This window comes from Candidatus Thiothrix putei (genome assembly GCA_029972225.1).
Taxonomy (GTDB): Bacteria; Pseudomonadota; Gammaproteobacteria; order Thiotrichales; family Thiotrichaceae; genus Thiothrix; species Thiothrix putei.
This window is the reverse complement of the sequence record CP124756.1, coordinates 60,850-77,403: the sequence shown is the minus strand read 5'-3', so window position 1 is coordinate 77,403 and position 16,554 is coordinate 60,850. Positions and strand designations below refer to the sequence as shown.

General features: G+C 51.6%; 18 protein-coding genes. 10 read left to right on the top strand and 8 right to left on the bottom strand.

The window, feature by feature from the left end:
* Positions 1–8: 8 nt before the first annotated feature.
* Together QJT81_00350 and QJT81_00345 are read left to right on the top strand one after the other, a co-directional pair.
* On the top strand, positions 9–1,238 hold the full coding sequence (locus QJT81_00350; protein WGZ94474.1) for a S8 family serine peptidase: 1,230 nt from the start codon (positions 9–11) through the stop codon (positions 1,236–1,238).
* 134 nt (positions 1,239–1,372) lie between these two features.
* On the top strand, positions 1,373–1,519 hold the full coding sequence (locus tag QJT81_00345) for a hypothetical protein (protein WGZ94473.1): 147 nt from the start codon (positions 1,373–1,375) through the stop codon (positions 1,517–1,519).
* A gap of 11 nt (positions 1,520–1,530) precedes the next feature.
* On the opposite strand, the gene hemF is transcribed toward QJT81_00345, so the two are convergent.
* The 3 genes from hemF to QJT81_00330 are packed head-to-tail and all read right to left on the bottom strand — an operon-like array spanning position 1,531 to position 3,717.
* Complete coding sequence (hemF, locus tag QJT81_00340) at positions 1,531–2,448, bottom strand: oxygen-dependent coproporphyrinogen oxidase (GenBank protein ID WGZ94472.1); 918 nt, start codon at positions 2,446–2,448, stop codon at positions 1,531–1,533.
* 57 nt (positions 2,449–2,505) lie between these two features.
* Positions 2,506–3,072, bottom strand: coding sequence for a CAP domain-containing protein (locus tag QJT81_00335; protein WGZ94471.1), 567 nt, complete (start codon positions 3,070–3,072; stop codon positions 2,506–2,508).
* Between the two features lie 15 nt (positions 3,073–3,087).
* Positions 3,088–3,717 carry an MBL fold metallo-hydrolase gene (locus QJT81_00330; GenBank protein ID WGZ94470.1) on the bottom strand — a complete coding sequence of 210 codons (630 nt, stop codon included), beginning with the start codon at positions 3,715–3,717 and terminating at the stop codon, positions 3,088–3,090.
* On the opposite strand from QJT81_00330, the gene QJT81_00325 reads away from it, so the two are divergent.
* The 3 genes from QJT81_00325 to QJT81_00315 all read left to right on the top strand — a co-directional run bounded on the left by QJT81_00325 (position 3,712) and on the right by QJT81_00315 (position 6,556).
* Complete coding sequence (locus QJT81_00325; GenBank protein WGZ94469.1) at positions 3,712–4,563, top strand: sulfite exporter TauE/SafE family protein; 852 nt, start codon at positions 3,712–3,714, stop codon at positions 4,561–4,563. The genes QJT81_00330 and QJT81_00325 overlap by 6 nt on opposite strands.
* Before the next feature lie 74 nt (positions 4,564–4,637).
* Positions 4,638–6,260: an ABC-F family ATPase gene (locus QJT81_00320; GenBank protein WGZ94468.1), complete on the top strand. Its 1,623-nt coding sequence runs from the start codon at positions 4,638–4,640 to the stop codon at positions 6,258–6,260.
* A gap of 62 nt (positions 6,261–6,322) precedes the next feature.
* Positions 6,323–6,556 carry a hypothetical protein gene (locus tag QJT81_00315; protein ID WGZ94467.1) on the top strand — a complete coding sequence of 78 codons (234 nt, stop codon included), beginning with the start codon at positions 6,323–6,325 and terminating at the stop codon, positions 6,554–6,556.
* 34 nt (positions 6,557–6,590) lie between these two features.
* Here the strand turns inward: QJT81_00315 and QJT81_00310 are convergent, their stop codons facing one another.
* Together QJT81_00310 and QJT81_00305 are read right to left on the bottom strand one after the other, a co-directional pair.
* The gene (locus QJT81_00310) at positions 6,591–6,968 is read right to left on the bottom strand and encodes a zinc ribbon domain-containing protein (protein ID WGZ94466.1); all 378 of its coding nucleotides are present in this window, start codon (positions 6,966–6,968) and stop codon (positions 6,591–6,593) included.
* A gap of 16 nt (positions 6,969–6,984) precedes the next feature.
* Complete coding sequence (locus QJT81_00305) at positions 6,985–7,920, bottom strand: IS1595 family transposase (protein ID WGZ94465.1); 936 nt, start codon at positions 7,918–7,920, stop codon at positions 6,985–6,987.
* A 53-nt stretch (positions 7,921–7,973) separates the two neighbouring features.
* Between QJT81_00305 and QJT81_00300 the strand changes: the two genes are divergently transcribed.
* The 5 genes from QJT81_00300 to hisH all read left to right on the top strand — a co-directional run bounded on the left by QJT81_00300 (position 7,974) and on the right by hisH (position 12,670).
* Positions 7,974–8,183, top strand: a complete 210-nt coding sequence (locus tag QJT81_00300) for a hypothetical protein (GenBank protein ID WGZ94464.1) — start codon at positions 7,974–7,976, stop codon at positions 8,181–8,183.
* A gap of 11 nt (positions 8,184–8,194) precedes the next feature.
* Positions 8,195–9,961, top strand: a complete 1,767-nt coding sequence (locus QJT81_00295; GenBank protein ID WGZ94463.1) for a hypothetical protein — start codon at positions 8,195–8,197, stop codon at positions 9,959–9,961.
* A gap of 292 nt (positions 9,962–10,253) precedes the next feature.
* The gene (rnd, locus tag QJT81_00290) at positions 10,254–11,396 is read left to right on the top strand and encodes a ribonuclease D (protein ID WGZ94462.1); all 1,143 of its coding nucleotides are present in this window, start codon (positions 10,254–10,256) and stop codon (positions 11,394–11,396) included.
* Between the two features lie 42 nt (positions 11,397–11,438).
* Positions 11,439–12,032, top strand: coding sequence for an imidazoleglycerol-phosphate dehydratase HisB (hisB, locus tag QJT81_00285; protein ID WGZ94461.1), 594 nt, complete (start codon positions 11,439–11,441; stop codon positions 12,030–12,032).
* On the top strand, positions 12,032–12,670 hold the full coding sequence (gene hisH, locus QJT81_00280; protein ID WGZ94460.1) for an imidazole glycerol phosphate synthase subunit HisH: 639 nt from the start codon (positions 12,032–12,034) through the stop codon (positions 12,668–12,670). Before hisB ends, hisH begins: the two co-directional genes overlap by 1 nt.
* A gap of 57 nt (positions 12,671–12,727) precedes the next feature.
* Here hisH and ppx read toward each other — a convergent pair whose 3' ends face one another.
* Genes ppx through QJT81_00265 form a run of 3 tightly spaced genes read right to left on the bottom strand, consistent with a single transcriptional unit; the run spans position 12,728 to position 16,503 of the window.
* The gene (gene ppx, locus QJT81_00275) at positions 12,728–14,227 is read right to left on the bottom strand and encodes an exopolyphosphatase (protein WGZ94459.1); all 1,500 of its coding nucleotides are present in this window, start codon (positions 14,225–14,227) and stop codon (positions 12,728–12,730) included.
* Between the two features lie 3 nt (positions 14,228–14,230).
* Positions 14,231–14,614 carry a RidA family protein gene (locus tag QJT81_00270; protein WGZ94458.1) on the bottom strand — a complete coding sequence of 128 codons (384 nt, stop codon included), beginning with the start codon at positions 14,612–14,614 and terminating at the stop codon, positions 14,231–14,233.
* A gap of 8 nt (positions 14,615–14,622) precedes the next feature.
* A complete protein-coding gene (locus tag QJT81_00265) occupies positions 14,623–16,503 on the bottom strand; it encodes an HD domain-containing protein (protein ID WGZ94457.1) in 1,881 nt (626 codons plus the stop codon).
* Between the last annotated feature and the right edge of the window lie 51 nt (positions 16,504–16,554).

Sequence of the window (16,554 nt, the reverse complement as noted above, 5' to 3'; positions counted from 1 at the left end):
AAACCGTCATGCCAGTCACACTGTTACGTCAGCTTAGTGCTTTCATCACCCTCAGCTTGCTTACCGCTTGCAGCCCCGCAGAGTACAAGGTCATCGGCAAAGCCAGTGACTCGCCTGCTTGCCATCTTAGCAGCAGTATTTGTGTCGAAACGCCCGTATTCCGGCGGGTGGACTATGAAAAAAATGAAATGCTTATTACCTACGATAGCCAGAAACCGGCTGAAGTCGCTGATGCTGTACTGAAAAAGTACAAGTTGCGTGCTAAACGTAGCGATAGTTTGGATTCCATTAATACCACACTCATTACCGCAGCGACCAATGGGCAAGATCCGTATGACTTGGTGAAATCTATCAAAGCCAAAGAAACGGATGTTGATGCGAACACGAGTAATTTTTACACCACTGCAAGTCTGGCAGGGGGCATTAGTGGCACTTACCCACTGGGTTTAACCGGTGCAGACACCATGCGCCAGCGCACCACCGGGCGCGGTGTCATCGTAGGCATGATCGACACACCTATTGATATTAACCACGACTCATTTCGTTCAGACATCCGGCGTATTGACCTGATACCACAAGGTGATGAACGTAATCGCTTGCACGGTACGGAAGTAGCAGGCGTCATTATTAGTCAGAATAAGCGTATTGGCATTGCACCTGATACTCGGCTGGTGGCTATCAGTGCTTTCAGCACTAACCCGGCTAACCCCGATGAACGTCGCAGCAATTCCGCTTTGGTGGCTCGCGCTTTGGAACAGGCGATGCGCGAAGGTGTTCAGGTGCTCAATCTGAGTTTTGCAGGGAATGCTGATCCTGTTGTTGACAAACTGGTGCAGGCTGCTGTCCAGAAAGGCATTGTGGTGGTGGCTTCTGCCGGAAATGGCGGGCCGGGGGCGCAACCTGCTTATCCGGCGGCGTTACCGGGTGTAATAGCCGTGACGGCGGTGGATAAAAATCAGAGTCTATTCAGCCGGGCTAACCGGGGTGATTACATTGACTTATCTGCGCCCGGTGTCGGCATTTTGACAACGACACCACGCAGTGCCTTTCAAGTGTCTAGCGGTACTTCGCTGGCAACCGCGCACGTGACGGGCGCTATTGCGTTGCTTAAATCCCTGAATCCACAGTTTAATGCGGAAGCCTTGAAGCAAACGGCTACTGATTTAGGTTCACCTGGGCCTGATCAAGATTACGGGTATGGTTTGATCAATGTCGAACGTGCTGCCATGGCGCGATAATGAAAAACCTACAAAAATTTGATCTGTAGCAAGAAAGCAGAATTCTCGCCCGACCCAATTTGATTTTGCGCAACGTCTCCCCTGTTTTCAACCCTTACGATAACCGCATCATTTACCGTAAGGGAGCAAACATCATGTCACATTTCTTTTCCAGTGCTGAAGGCATTGTTTTCATGTCTGCTTTCACCATCGTCTTTATTCTGGGCTTTTTGGGCTATCTGGCATGGAAGTTCTATAAGCTTTCCGGTCATAAGCCAGAGCCAGGTGAAAAAAGCTGGTAAGCAAAGCGATTTCAGGCTTCTGCCAGCCAGTCACGTGGGCGAAGAAAATCGCTATACAAGCGAGCTTCTTCGCTGCCCGGTTCGGGTTGCCAAGCATAGCGCCATTTAACCAAGGGAGGGAGTGACATCAGAATCGATTCGGTGCGTCCACCCGATTGCAGGCCGAAGAGAGTACCTCGGTCATAGACAAGGTTAAACTCTACGTAACGCCCACGGCGGTAGAGCTGAAAGTCGCGGTGCGTTTCGGTAAACAACAATCCCTTACGTTTGCTAACGATAGGGCGATAGGCATTGATGTAAGCATCGCCCACGCTGCGCATAAAAGCAAAGGTGGTGTCAAAGCCCCAAGCATTCAGATCATCGAAAAACAAGCCGCCGATGCCACGTGGTTCGTTGCGGTGTTTAAGGAAAAAATAGTCATCGCACCATTGCTTGTAGCGGGTGTACACGTCCTCGCCAAACGGGTCACACGCCACTTTGGCGGCGCGGTGCCAACTGATGCAATCGTCCTCAAACCCGTAATATGGCGTTAAGTCAAACCCGCCACCAAACCACCACACGGGCGCTTCGCCTTCTTTTTCGGCGACGAAAAAGCGCACATTCGCGTGTGAGGTGGGAACCAGCGGATTATGCGGGTGAATGACCAGCGATACACCGAGTGCCTGAAAGCTACGCCCTGCCAATTCCGGGCGCTGTGCGGTAGCAGAAGGGGGCAGTTTATCACCAAAAACATGTGAAAAATTGACACCACCTTGCTCAAAAACTGCGCCATTGCTAATCACACGGGTACGCCCGCCACCACCACCAGAGCGCTCCCAAGCATCTTCCACAAACGTCGCACCACCGTCCTCGGCTGCTAACTGCGTGCAAATATCATCCTGCAAAGCCAGCAGGTAGTGTTTGACGGCGGCAATATCCACTTGCGACATAGTGTTCGTCCTTTGATGCTTGAAAAACGCCTATTGTAGCGGGAAATGGGGCTGGCTCTAATAGGGTTTTTCGCCAAGCACATTACCCGGTGGGTTGTAGTTGCATACCCAAATTTGGCCTTTGTCAGGGCAAATCGCCATTGCACAGCCCACTTCGGTAGAGTTACGCCACACCATTTGGGTGTAATGCCCGCACATTTTACCCGGCACGCAGGTATTGCTGGCGTAATCGTAGTCAGCTATCTCACTTGCCCATGCACTCGCAACATGGGCAGACGTAATGTTTTGGACTTCAGTACGTCCATCCGTCCATTGCACCGCACTTGCCCAATACAGGTTTTCACCGGCATTCAATGGGTTCATGCCTGCAACAGAGCGGTGTTGCATTTGGCAGCCATTATTAGTCGCCAAGTGATTAGCCCACTGTTGCGCATAATCCGTCATTTGGCTAGACCAGATCAACGGCATAACGGCAACAGCGGCACGCGCTTGAGCATGACTGTCCAACATTTCCGTCACATTAAGGGAGGTAGTTGTAGTCAGCGTTGCAGACGAAGAATCTGAGCCACCACCACAAGCAGTGAGTAGTACCGCACCAAGCAGCATAACAAGCGTATTGCGCACCTTACCGTCCTCGCATTATCGGATAAAGGGGTTGTGTAGACGTTCATGTCCGATAGTTGTGTCCGGCCCATGACCGGGAATGACGATAACATCATCACCCAATAACCACAACTTAGCCTTTATAGACTGCATTAGCTGCTGATGGTTCCCCCCCGGAAAGTCACTGCGTCCAATCGAACCGTTGAACAGTACGTCACCGACAAACACCACGCCGCTCTCCTCATGGAACAACACCACATGACCGGGTGTGTGTCCGGGCGTATGTAACACATTGAGCGTTTGTTGCCCTACGCTTAAGCTGTCACCGTCATGTAACCACACATCTGGCACAAACGCCTCGCAATGGGGTAAGCCAAATTGCTTAGCCTGCACGGGCAAGGCGTCTAGCCAATACTTATCAGCCTCATGGGGACCGGAAATGGGAATACCATAATGTTTTGCCAATCCCATTGTTCCCCCCACATGATCCAGATGTGCATGAGTTAGAAACACACCGGTAGGTTTCAAGTGGTGTTTTGTAACGGCTGCTATCAAGGTATCGGTATCGCCGCCGGGGTCGACAAAGGCACATTCCCGCGTGGTTTCACACCAGATAATGCTGCAATTCTGTTGAAAAGCCGTGACAGGGATAGTGAGATATTGCATAAAGTTGCCCTGAGTTTGAAGATTTACAAAGGCGGAGATTATACCGTGGAATGGCAATTGCTGGTTTCATTTCAGGCACTGGGTTTGGTGGTGGGTTTTGCGGCGGGGCTACTCGGTATCGGCGGTGGTGGCATTATGGTTCCGGTGCTGACCGCTTTGTTTGTGGCGCAAGGTTTTCCGGCGGAACATGTTGTTCACGTGGCCTTGGCGACCTCCATGGCGGCGATTGTCCCTACCGCGTTATCCAGTATGCGGGCGCATCATGCCAAGCAAGCGGTGCAATGGGCGGTGGTGCAACGCATTACACCGGGGATTTTGCTGGGAACCTTTGCAGCAACGTTTCTCGCAGCGGCGTTATCCACCCGTGGCTTAGCGATTTTCTTCGCCGTGTTCATGGGGTATGTGGCGCTGCAAATGTGGTTGAATATCAAACCCAAACCCCACCGGGAATTGCCGGGGGTGGCAGGTTTGTCGCTGGCAGGACTGGTGATTGGCGGTGTGTCCGCACTGGTGGCGATTGGTGGCGGCTCGTTATCCGTACCCTACATGATGTGGTGCAATGTTGATGTGCGTAAAGCCATTGCAACTTCAGCAGGGATTGGGTTTCCGATTGCCGTCGCAGGGACGCTGGGCTACCTCATCAATGGTTGGAGCCAAACGGGTTTGCCGGAACATACCATCGGGTTTGTGTATTGGCCTGCGGTGGTGTTGATTGCGCTGACCAGCTTCTTTACCACCCGACTGGGGGCAAATTTAGCGCATACGCTACCCATTGGGGTGTTGAAAAAAGTGTTTGCGGTATTGCTGGTGTTGTTGAGTGCGAAGATGTTGCATTCGGTGCTGTGAAGCATGGTTCAGAATATCAGAAAATGCTACAGTAGCACCCCATCACGCCCCATCAGATTTCAAGAGGATTTCCAGTGCTAGTTGCTGCCAATGTCACCATCCAGTTCGGTGCTAAACCGCTATTCGATAACGTTTCCGTCAAATTCGGCGACGGCAACCGCTATGGCTTGATCGGGGCAAACGGCTCCGGCAAATCCACCTTCATGAAAATCCTCTGCGGGCAATTAGAGCCGACAGCGGGTAACGTTTCCAAAGACCCGCACGAACGCATCGCTTATTTGCGCCAAGACCAGTTCGGCTTTGAAGACGTGCGCGTGCTGGATGTGGTGCTGATGGGGCACGAAGAAATGTGGAAAGTCATGTCCGCCAAGGACGCGATTTACGCCAATATGGAAGCCACCGAAGACGATTACATGCGGGCGGCGGAACTCGAAGGCCAGTTCGCGGAAATGGACGGCTATACCGCCGAAGCGCGTGCCGGTGAATTGCTGCTGGCGGTCGGCATCCCCATCGAACAGCACAATGGCCCGATGAGCCAAGTAGCGCCCGGTTGGAAATTGCGCGTCTTGCTGTGCCAAGCCCTGTTCGCCAACCCCGATATTTTGTTGCTGGACGAACCGACCAACAACCTCGACATCAATACCATCCGCTGGTTGGAAGAAACGCTCAATAACCGCGATTCCACCATGATCATCATCTCGCATGACCGCCACTTTTTGAACCAAGTGTGTACGCACACGGCGGATTTGGACTTCGGCAAAATCCAAATTTACGCAGGCAACTACGACGACTTTATGGAAGCCTCCACCCAAGCGCGAGAACGTCAAGCCAACGCGAATGCTAAAGCGAAAGACCGCATTCTGGAATTGCAAGACTTCGTGCGGCGCTTCTCTGCCAATAAATCCAAGGCAAAACAAGCCACTAGCCGCCGCAAACTGATCGAAAAGCTCAAGCCGGAAGACATCAAACCTTCCAGCCGTCAATACCCTTGGATTCGTTTCGAGTACGACGAAAAAGAACGCCTGCACCGTTTCGCCGTCGAGGTCAACAACCTCACGTTCGGCTACGACGGCATGGACAAACCGCTGATCAACAACTTCAGTTTTGCGATTGAAGCGGGTGAAAAAGTCGGCATTATCGGCGAAAACGGCGTGGGTAAAACCACCCTGCTGAAACTGCTCGAAGGCAAATTGCAGCCACAAAAAGGCAGCATCAAATGGGCGGAAAAAGCCCGCATTTCCAGCTACGAGCAAGACCACGAAGATGACTTCAAAAGCGACATCAGCCTCACCGATTGGATGGCGGATTACGTGCGCAAAAGCGGCTACGAAGGTGAAGACGCTGAGACCCAAAACCGTGGCACACTCGGTCGCTTGCTGTTCGGCGGCGACACCGTGAAAAAGCCAGTGCGCGTACTGTCGGGTGGTGAAAAAGGCCGGATGATTTTCGGCAAAATGATGCTGTCGCGCACCAACGTCATGCTGATGGACGAACCCACCAACCACTTGGACATGGAATCCATCGAATCCCTCAACGGCGGTCTAGATCGTTACGACGGTACGCTGCTGTTCGTGTCGCATGACCGGGTGTTTGTTGGCTCACTGGCAACGCGCATTTTCGACGTGAAAGGCGACGGCACGATTGTGGATTACCGTGGCACTTACGAAGAATATTTGAGCAGCCAAGGGCTGGATTAAGTAGCCAATATAACCCCCCATCCCCAATCCTTCACCCCTTGCGGGGGTGTTAGGGGGGAGGTTTGGAGTATGATGGTTGGGGCAACGCCATACTTTTGTTCACACCCAATACGAGTGCATCACCAGACAAAGGGCAAGCCAATGACCATCGTATTTACGAGCTTCACCAAGACGTGCTGGAACAATACGACTACGAAACCCGTGTCGAAGAAAAGAAACGCATGGCCTACGTGATGAAACAACAATTGGCAGATCTGAAAACCATCGAAAAAGAGCTTTCGGCCCTCAACCATTAACCGTTATTTCAAACCTACCCAAATCTACCTATAGCTAACTAAAAGTAGTCATGGTGTTGAATTCCTGCTTCACGGGGGCTGGTTTCGTCTTCGGCTTGCGCCCAAGACCAGAGCCTTCCCCTCCACAGGCAGACACCGTGTAACTCACGGCGTATTCTTCTAAATTCTTGGCGGCATTGATGTCACGGTCATGGACTGCACGACAGTCAGGGCAAGTCCATTCACGCACCGACAGCGGTAGCTTTTCCACTTTATGCCCACAGCCAGAAGCAGAACAGGTTTTGCTGGAGGCAAAAAACCGATCAGCCACCACGACCACCGCACCGCGCATTTCCGCCTTGTATTCCAGTTGACGGCGAAACTCGAAAAACCCCATATCACTGATGGCACGGGATAAATGGCGATGGCTCAATATGCGTTTCAGGGTCTTATCCCAACAGCAGCGAAAGCAAGGACTGTAAGGCAGCTTGCCCCCGTTTCCTGATGTTGTGAAGAGACTCGAAGAATGCAAGGTAACACGGTAGCTTTTCTTGTGAGATCCCCCGATGAGGTCGTAACCATGAGCGTAACAGTGACCAAAAACCTTCCATCGTATTGACGTGGACTTCATGGAAACCGTCACCATCTTCGTCACGGGCATATTCGCCTGCGCCATGGTTGACGGTTTTGTGGGCATAGCCCCATTCTTCCAATCGGCTGTAAATGTTGTACTCATCGGTGTAGACCAGCGTGCCTGCTGCCACCGTTTCCACAATCAACGGCTTGATCGTCGTCTGTTTCACATTCGCCAGCATACGGATCACGACCTCCCCGGAACGCTGGATCATGCCGAAAATGGGTGGTTTGTCCTTTTCCAGTGTCCCACGCCCCGGCGCACCTTTCAGGGCGCGGCGGCGACCTTCACGCCCAGCATCCGCGACGGCTTCGGGGTTTCCCTTGTGTCCAGCCTTGACATAAACCTCATCAAATTCAACATTCCCAAACAGGTTTACTGGCGTTTTTTTCTCGACACCACGCCGTAACTGTTCCGTCATCGCCTGAACATCATCCTTGTTCAACCCCAATTCGCGGGCGATTTGTTGGTTGGACAGGTTCAACGACATCAGGTACAGGCACAACACCCACACCTTCAGCGGCTGGTGGTGGCCTTCAAACACCGTGCCCGTCAGGTCATCAAAACGCTTTTGGCAATCCTTACACTGGTAACGCTGGCGTTCCTGCTGGGTGTCATCCTTGCCTCGACGGATAGTGTCCTGTGAACCGCAGTGCGGACAAATCACCCCATTAGGCCAACGCACGGAACGGACTTGCTCGAAACAGGCGGCATCACTGGTCAGGCTGGAAATACTGATGAGCGAGCTCATAAAGCCTCTCCTTGGCTATCGGAAATGACTAACTTTACCGCTATCCATCACGTTTGCAATGCCGGGGAAAACAAGACCCTGAAACGCATATTGAGCCTTTTCAGTTACCGGGCTATCGGGTAACGGATCTGAATTTGGATGGCAAAACGCTCTATGTCGGGCCTGATAATGATGTGAATGCGTTGTTAGGCAATATCCTGCTTTCCCCTGCCAATAGCACCGCCAGTACAAACTACATTTTACCCGGCAGTTTGCCGCAATAAGGTTATCCATGATGAAAATTCTAATTCTGACTGGCTTGCTGCTAGTGTTGGCTAATAGTGTGCAGGCGAATAGCCATACACAGGCTGCGAACACGCTACGTGCTGAGCCGGAAACCTTTCAGGGGGAACCGGTTGAAGCGGCAATGGCGGCTTTGCGCTTACCCATGCAACGTACTGTTGCTGCCAAGAGTGCGACTATTCAAGCCGCAAACGTCCTGACGGTCGTAACGCTGCCTGCTTTGGACGATGCAGACATTCAATTGTTACAAAATAAGCCTGGAATGAAAGCTTATCGGGTGGGGGTGGGGCGTGATTTGCCCACCAGCATCAGCCAGCCGATTGCACTTGACACCTGGCAATGGACAAGGGTTAGTGCTGGCAAAGTAGCACATTTCCACTTAACCTCCAGTGGTGCATTACGGGTCAGAGCACAGTTGCAGTGGGGTAAGATTCCTGAGGGTGTGGAGCTACGCTTTTTCTCGCCCACGCATCCGGACAAGGTATTTGAGTCGAAGGCGGAGGCAAATAGTTTAACTTGGTCGCCTACGGTAGCAGGTGATACCTTGGGATTGGAGTTGTTTCTACCAAACGGTGTGGAACCCCAGCAGATTGAGTTAGCTATTCCACAGCTTTCACATTTAGTCGTTGACCCTGCGAGCAGTCAACTAAAAAGCAGTCTTTTCAAAGCAGAGTACACCAGTTGCCAACAGGATATTGCCTGCGCCAGCCCTGCATGGCAGGAAACGGGGAAAGCGGTGGCACGTTACGTTTTCACGGATACCGACGGCTTGAGCTATTTGTGTTCGGGAACGGTGTTGACCGATAACGATGTCTATACCCAAATTCCGTATTTTTTTACGGCGGCACATTGCATTGATAATCAACAAGCTGCCAGCAGCATGGATATGTTTTGGTTATACGCAAACGCTACCTGCGGTGGTAATGATAGCAGCGTTACGCAAACCAGTGGGGGGGCACAGTTATTGGTTAGCAAAACCACGCTGGATACCAGTTTCTTACGCCTGAATAACAATCCACCCTCTGGCGTGCTGATGTCAGGTTGGACAACTGAATCATTAACGAGTAATCAAGCCGTCACGGGTATTCACCATGCGCTAGGTAGCCCGAAAAAATATGCGATGGGTAACTTTCAGGGACATGCCCGTATTGAGACTGGTAGCGGTGGCTACTCCGTAACACCGGATGCTAATGGGGATTTTTCCAATATCGTCTGGCATACCGGTATTACCGCTCCTGGTAGTAGCGGTTCTGGTGTCTGGATTGAAGAGGGTGGAGTGCATTACCTCAACGGTTCGCTACTGGGAGGTTCATCGGATTGTGCCACCCCCGATGCACCGGATGAATACAGCCGCTTTGAACGTACCTGGCCTTTCATTAGCGCTTGGTTGGGTGCGAAAGGTCTGCCGCCGTCGTTGCGCTTACGCAATGCCAATACCCCACCGACGGGATTGGTTGAGGGGGTTATCATTGCCCGTTATTTGCAAGGTCTACGGGGTACGGCATTGGTGACAGGCGTTACCCGTTATGTGTTTGATCTTGCTACGTTAGAAACGGCTCTGGCTTCGGTGCAGCAGGTGATGGATATTGATAATGACGGTAGCAAACAGGCTGACAAGGATGCTGTATTGCTCATGCGTTACCTGATGGGACTACGCAATGCTGCGTTAATAGAGGGAGTGGATTTGAGTGTTTCCGGACGGAAAACCGCAAGCAGTATTGAAACCTACCTTGATTCCATTCTGAATCCAAGCAACTAAGTAAAAAAAGCCCGATCGATACGATCGGGCTGACCGCTCAGACCATACACAACCTAGCAATACTGCGTATGGCAACTACCCTCACTAGCGGTTTTGAAACTTTTGTATAGAATAGATTTGATATTTCTCAATGTGCAAAAAAATAAGGGAAATGTCAACAAATAGTTGATATTGCAAATATTCTTAAACACTAACGTTGCAGTGCACAAACCGAAGAAGAATATTGATAACCATGGATTAATTTCTGGTTTACCGTACAATCGTTGACGTTCTAGTTAAGTGCACCACCCTTATGTTTGATTATATTGATAACACCGAAAAACTCAGCTATTTACTCACTCGCTTGGATAAAGCCGAGTGGGTCACACTCGATACCGAATTTATTCGTGAAAAAACCTATTACCCGCGTTTGTGTTTGATTCAAATTGCCAGTGCTGACATGCTGGCTTGCATTGATCCGCTTGCCATCAGTGATTTACAGCCCTTTCTCGATTGGTTGAACCAACCCCAACGTCTGAAAGTATTGCACGCTGCCTGGCAGGATATGGAAATCTTCCACCATTTGGGAGGAGGCAATGTCCCTACACCATTGTTTGACACGCAAGTGGCGGCGGCGGTCTTGGGTATGGGCGACCAATTAGGGTATGCCCGCTTGGTCGAGGCATTACTGGGGGTTTCGTTGGATAAATCCCAGTCACGTACCGATTGGTCACGCCGCCCCTTGACCACTGCGCAACTGGAATATGCCATTGACGATGTGCGCCACTTACGGGATGTTTACCTGCTATTGCGTGAACAACTGGAGAAACTGGGGCGTATGAAATGGCTGGAAAAGCCCTTTCAAAAACTGTCTGACCCTGCAACATACACAGTTGATCCGCAAACGGTATGGGAGCGGGTGAAAGGCTTGCAGATTCTCAAACCGCAACAGCTTGCCATTTTGCGCGAATTGGCGGCATGGCGGGAACAGCGTGCCTTGCAAAAGGATATTCCACGCCGTTGGATTTTGTCCGATGAGATTTTGCTGGATATGGCACGGATGCAACCTGACAGCCCCGCAGGTTTGCGCCAGATTCGCGGCTTGAGTGAGGAGCAAATTGAACGCGGGGCGGGTGAATGGTTAGCCTGTATTGCTCGCGGGCAAGCTATTCCCAACAACGAATGCCCGTCTTTGCCTCGCCGCCGTAAACTGGATGCCAACATGAGTGTGGTCGCGGATTTGCTGACGGCCTTGCTCAATCAAGTTGCCAATGAGCATGGAATTTCTGCGCAGATGATTGCGACTCGCCAGCAGCTTGAAAAAATGCTGGAAGAAGGGCGCACTACCCTTTCAGATGACTGGCGTGGCGTGCTCGTGAATGATTTGTTTACTGAGGTACTCTCAGGTAAAACCCGTATTCGGGTGCGTAATCAACAGGTCAGCGTCGAAAGCTGATATGGTAATATCCCTGTAGATCAACCAAACACAGGTTTAGTTATGACCGAACGTACTGCCAGCGTGGAACGCAACACGCTTGAAACCCAAATTCGTATCACCATCAACCTTGATGGTACAGGTAAAGCCCGTTTTGCCACCGGGATGCCTTTCCTCGACCATATGCTCGACCAAGTTGCCCGTCACGGTATGATCGACCTCGACATCGAATGCAAAGGCGATCACCACATTGACGACCACCACAGTGCTGAAGACCTCGGCATTACCTTGGGGCAAGCGTTCGCTAAAGCCGTGGGTGACAAGAAAGGTATCCGCCGTTACGGGCACGCTTATGTGCCGTTGGATGAAGCCCTCTCCCGTGTGGTCATCGACTTTTCCGGCAGGCCGGGGCTGGAACATCAGGTGGAATACCCGCGCTCCAGCATTGGCGCGTTTGAAACTGACCTGTTTTACGAATTCTTCCAGGGTTTTGTGAATCATGCACAGGTGACGCTGCACATCGACAATTTGAAAGGGCGCAATTCGCACCACATTGCCGAAACCGTTTTCAAGGCGTTCGGGCGGGCGTTGCGCATGGCATTGGAGCTTGATCCGCGCATGGCGGGCATCATGCCTTCCACTAAAGGGAGCTTGTAATGCAAAAAATCGCCATCATCGACTACAACATGGGCAACCTGCACTCAGTGGAACGCGCCGTTTCCCACGCTACGGGCGGCAATGCCACGGTAGCGATTACCGCTGACCCGGACATGATTTTAAAAGCCGACCGCGTGGTATTTCCGGGGCAAGGGGCAGCGCGTGATTGTATGCGTGAACTCGAAACCCGTGGCATGGCAGAAGTGGTACGCGAAGTCATACAAACCAAACCCTTCCTCGGCATTTGCATGGGGATGCAGGTTTTGATGCAGCATTCCGAAGAAAACGGCGGGATTGAATGCTTAGGTTTGTATGAAGGCAATGTGCGCTATTTTGGCACTGTGCATCAGGATATTGGTGTTCGCTTGAAAATCCCACAGATGGGTTGGAATCAGGTGTGGCAGCAGATGGAACACCCGCTGTGGAAAGGCATCCCCGATGGTGCGCGTTTCTATTTCGTCCACAGCTATTATGTGGAGCCGCAAACGCCGGACTTGATTGCCGGTTCGACCGAATACGGCATTAGCTATGCCTCAGCGATTGCCAAAGACAATGTGTTCGCCATTCAGGCACACCCTGAAAAATCTGCGGATGATGGCTTAAAACTGTTGGAAAATTTTGTGGCTTGGCGTCCATAAACGAATGCTTATGGGCGGGGTTGCCTTTGCAAGGCATTCCCCGCTTGCCAGCAGCAGTTAGAATATCAGTTCCACCTTTACTGCTTTTAAAAACACCTGTTCGCGCTCCAAGTCTGCAAGTAACAAGGGCTTTTTTGTTCGGATGTCATCTGCAAAGCGCAATTCAATACGATTTTTAGCCACCCGAATCCGCTCAATACGCGGGGCAACTTCCTTATGCGAACGGTGCAACAATACCGCTAAACGCAGCAACACGCACAGATACAGCGCATTCTGGTAATCTTCCACATTCAACAAACCAAACAGTTTACTGGAAATTTTTTGCCGGTGGGTACGCACCAACACGCTCAACCAGCGCTGTTCCTCATTGGAAAATCCCGGCAAATCCGCGTATTCCAGCAAATAACCACCGTGCTTATGGTAACTGGAATGCGACACCGCCAGCCCCAATTCGTGCAAATCAGCCGCCCAACCCAGCAATTCCGCCAAATGGCTTGGCAGTTTCCAATCATCGCGGCAACGGTTGAACAATTTAAGCGCAGTCAAATGCACTGCCGCCGCATAACCCTGATCAACTTGAAAACGCTGTTGCCAAGCCCGCACCGTTTTATCACGAATATCATCGTGCTGGTAACGCTCCAACCGGTCATACACCAAACCTTCGCGCAAGGCTCCATCAGACACCAACATGCGATCGATTTTCAGCGCCTCAAACACCGCAATCAGCACCGCCAAACCACCGGCAAACACCGGCTTGCGCTCTTCACTCAACCCCGGCAATTTCAGTCTGTCGATATGCCCCGCCTCGATCATCATGTCACGCACGCGGTACATGTGTTCCAAGGTAATGCCGTAAGGCGCAAGCCCGGTTTGCTGAATGACTTTTTTTACCGCACGGATTGTGCCGGAAGCGCCGGTAGCTGATTCCCAACCAATGGCGCGGTAAGCGGCTTTGATCGGGCGCAGCTCCAGTAAAGCAGCGGTAATGGCTTTGTCCCAACAGGCTTTGCCTAACTTACCATCGGGAAAAAACGCCAAACTACTGCTCACACAGCCCATGCGCAAACTTTCCAGATGCAGCGGCTCGAAACCCTGTCCAATGATAAGCTCAGTGCTGCCACCGCCGATGTCCATCACAAAGCGCTTGCCCTGCTGATCTTTGGCAAGGGAATGTGCCACACCGAGGTAAATCAAACGCGCTTCTTCACGCCCGCTGATGACTGCAATCGGATGCCCCAAAGCTTCCTCAGCACGGTGCAAAAACTCGCGGGAATTTTTGGTCAGGCGCAAGGTATTCGTGCCAACGGCTGCCACGTTTTCCGAGGGGAAATCCCGAATCCGCTCGCCAAAACGCCGCAGGCAATCGACCGCACGCTGTTGCGCCTCCAGGCTCAGATTACCTTTCGTATCCAACCCGCCGCCTAAGCGCACCGGCTCACGCAAGCGATCCAAGATATTGACCTGCCCAAACGCATCAATCTGCACCACGATCATGTGGAAGCTGTTCGACCCCAAATCAATGGTTGCCAGCTTATACGGCATTTGCCCGTTCGTCATGGCTTAGCCCAAGACCATAATGGCATCGACTTCCACTTCCGCACCGCGTGGCAAGGAGGCAACACCAATCGCCGCACGCGCGGGGTAGGGTTCGGTGAAAAACTCTGCCATCACCTGATTCACGACAGGAAAATTCACCAAATCGGTCAGGAACACATGCACTTTCACACAATCATTCAGCGAACCACCCGCAGCCTTGGCAACGGCAGACAAATTCTCAAACACTTGGCGCACTTGCACGGCAATATCGCCCTCAACCATTTGCATGGTGGCAGGAACCAGAGGAATTTGCCCGGACAGGTAGACGGTATCGCCCACGCGCACCGCCTGCGAATACGTACCAATCGCCTGTGGCGCGTCAGGCGTGGAAATGATGGTCTTGTTCATGAAGTTCCTTATTTCGTCAATTTGCTTACATTCAATACATTCGGTATATGTTTTAGCTGACGAATGACTTCTTGTAAATGCCCTTGATCATCAACCTGAATAGTAAAAGCATCTTGCTTGATACGCCCCTCGCCAGTGATCTTTAAATCGACGATGTTCACATCCAAGCCATCCAGCGATTTGGTGATTTGGCGTAACATGCCTTTCACATCGCGCACTTCCACGACAATACCGGCTAACATTTTTTGCCCCGTACCATTTTCACCCTCTTTAGGCAAGGCATTGTGCTGGCGTAGCCAACTGCGGATCGCGTACAGTGCTTTACTGGTTTTGACGAAATTCAACCAAGCGGCTTGGGGTTCGGGAGCATCACCGCAAATAATCTCAATCGTCGCCATATTATTTGGCACACGGCTGCGCAAGGCGCGTTCCACACCATCCACCTTGGCTTTAGTGCAACGATGCCCCAATTCGGTATGCACCGCATAAGCAAAATCCACCAACGTCGCGCCACGCGGCAATTCTTTGACATCGCCTTCAGGGGTATAGGCGTAAATCTCGGTTTGGAACATATCGCCTTGCATCGCCGCGTAAAATTCATCCGAATTTTGCGCCTGACTATCAAATTCCTTGACTTGCTCGATCCAGCTATTAAAGACCCCCTGAGTATAAGAACGGGTTCCCGATGCATGATTCCAACGTGCCGCAACCCCCAATTGTGCCACTTGATACATTTCGCGTGTCTGGATTTGGAAACGTACCACCTGCCCATTGGATGCCGTCACCGTAGTCTGCAATGACTGAAAACCATACGCACGGGGAGCCGCAATGAAATCCCTGACCATGCCCATGCGCGGTTTGAATAAACTGTGAATAATGCCTAATGCACTGTAGCATTCTTCTCGCTCAGCGACTTGCACACTGATTTCCAGCAAATCACACTGCTGGCGGAAACCGACCTTTTTACGGCGACACTGCTCATACACGCGGAACAGGTTTTTCGGCCAGACCATGGCACTGCTACCGGGAATGCTCACCTCCAATGCATCAGAAATGCTTTTGAAGATTTGCTCGTGCTTCTCTTCATTTTCGTGCAGATAGGTCTCCAGCGCCCGTTCCATAATGCTGCTGCGCCAAGGGTACAAACCTTGAAACGATAGCCACTGCAATTCGCGCCGGATAATATTCATCCCCATGCGCCGTGCTAACGTCACATAGGTCGTGGAGGTTTCCCGCGCTACCCGCCGCCGCTTGTCTGGCTCAACATTGCCCAAAGTTTTCATATTGTGCAAACGATCAGCTAATTTGACCAACACCACGCGAAAATCCTGGGTCATCGCCTGCATCATTTTGCGGTAACTGGCAATCGTCACAGCCTGTTTAGTCGGCAACGCATCATTACGCTTTAATTTGGTAACACCGCCAACCAAATGCCCGACTGTAGCCCCAAATTTCGCCACGATTTCTTCATTGGTGCAATCGGTATCTTCTGGGACATCGTGCAACAGAGCGGCACACACGGTATCCACATCCAAATACCACAACGCTAGGGTGCGGGCGACTTCCAAGGGGTGGGTAATATAAGGGGTAATTTTATCCGCCCGCATCTGACCTTCGTGCTTTTCCGCCGCCAACAAAAAAGCATCGTAGACTTTGCGCGAATCGGCTTGCGTCATATAACGCTCAACCAACTGCATCAGATTATTGGCACGAAAGATATTGTGTGAAATCGCCGGTTTGGGGGCAGGAGGCTCAGGTAGTTCAGGCGGGGAAGCAGCAAGCGGCTCAAACGATGGTTCACTAAACTCATGGAAGCCATCCCCCATGTTGTTGGATTCATCCCCACGCTCGTCGTCGGGCGCAGATTCACGGTATGCATCATCTGACATAAAACATCCTCACCGAGCGTATCAGGTCAGGTCGTATGACTAACCTCAAAA

Bases quoted from the DNA above. Each gene is read 5' to 3' on its own strand.
- QJT81_00350 (WGZ94474.1), top strand. From the start codon at position 9: ATGCCAGTCACACTGTTACGTCAGCTTAGTGCTTTCATCACCCTCAGC.
- QJT81_00345 (WGZ94473.1), top strand. From the start codon at position 1,373: ATGTCACATTTCTTTTCCAGTGCTGAAGGCATTGTTTTCATGTCTGCT.
- hemF (WGZ94472.1), bottom strand. From the start codon at position 2,448: ATGTCGCAAGTGGATATTGCCGCCGTCAAACACTACCTGCTGGCTTTG.
- QJT81_00330 (WGZ94470.1), bottom strand. From the start codon at position 3,717: ATGCAATATCTCACTATCCCTGTCACGGCTTTTCAACAGAATTGCAGC.
- QJT81_00305 (WGZ94465.1), bottom strand. From the start codon at position 7,920: ATGAGCTCGCTCATCAGTATTTCCAGCCTGACCAGTGATGCCGCCTGT.
- QJT81_00295 (WGZ94463.1), top strand. From the start codon at position 8,195: ATGAAAATTCTAATTCTGACTGGCTTGCTGCTAGTGTTGGCTAATAGT.
- rnd (WGZ94462.1), top strand. From the start codon at position 10,254: ATGTTTGATTATATTGATAACACCGAAAAACTCAGCTATTTACTCACT.
- hisB (WGZ94461.1), top strand. From the start codon at position 11,439: ATGACCGAACGTACTGCCAGCGTGGAACGCAACACGCTTGAAACCCAA.
- hisH (WGZ94460.1), top strand. From the start codon at position 12,032: ATGCAAAAAATCGCCATCATCGACTACAACATGGGCAACCTGCACTCA.
- ppx (WGZ94459.1), bottom strand. From the start codon at position 14,227: ATGACGAACGGGCAAATGCCGTATAAGCTGGCAACCATTGATTTGGGG.
- QJT81_00270 (WGZ94458.1), bottom strand. From the start codon at position 14,614: ATGAACAAGACCATCATTTCCACGCCTGACGCGCCACAGGCGATTGGT.
- QJT81_00265 (WGZ94457.1), bottom strand. From the start codon at position 16,503: ATGTCAGATGATGCATACCGTGAATCTGCGCCCGACGACGAGCGTGGG.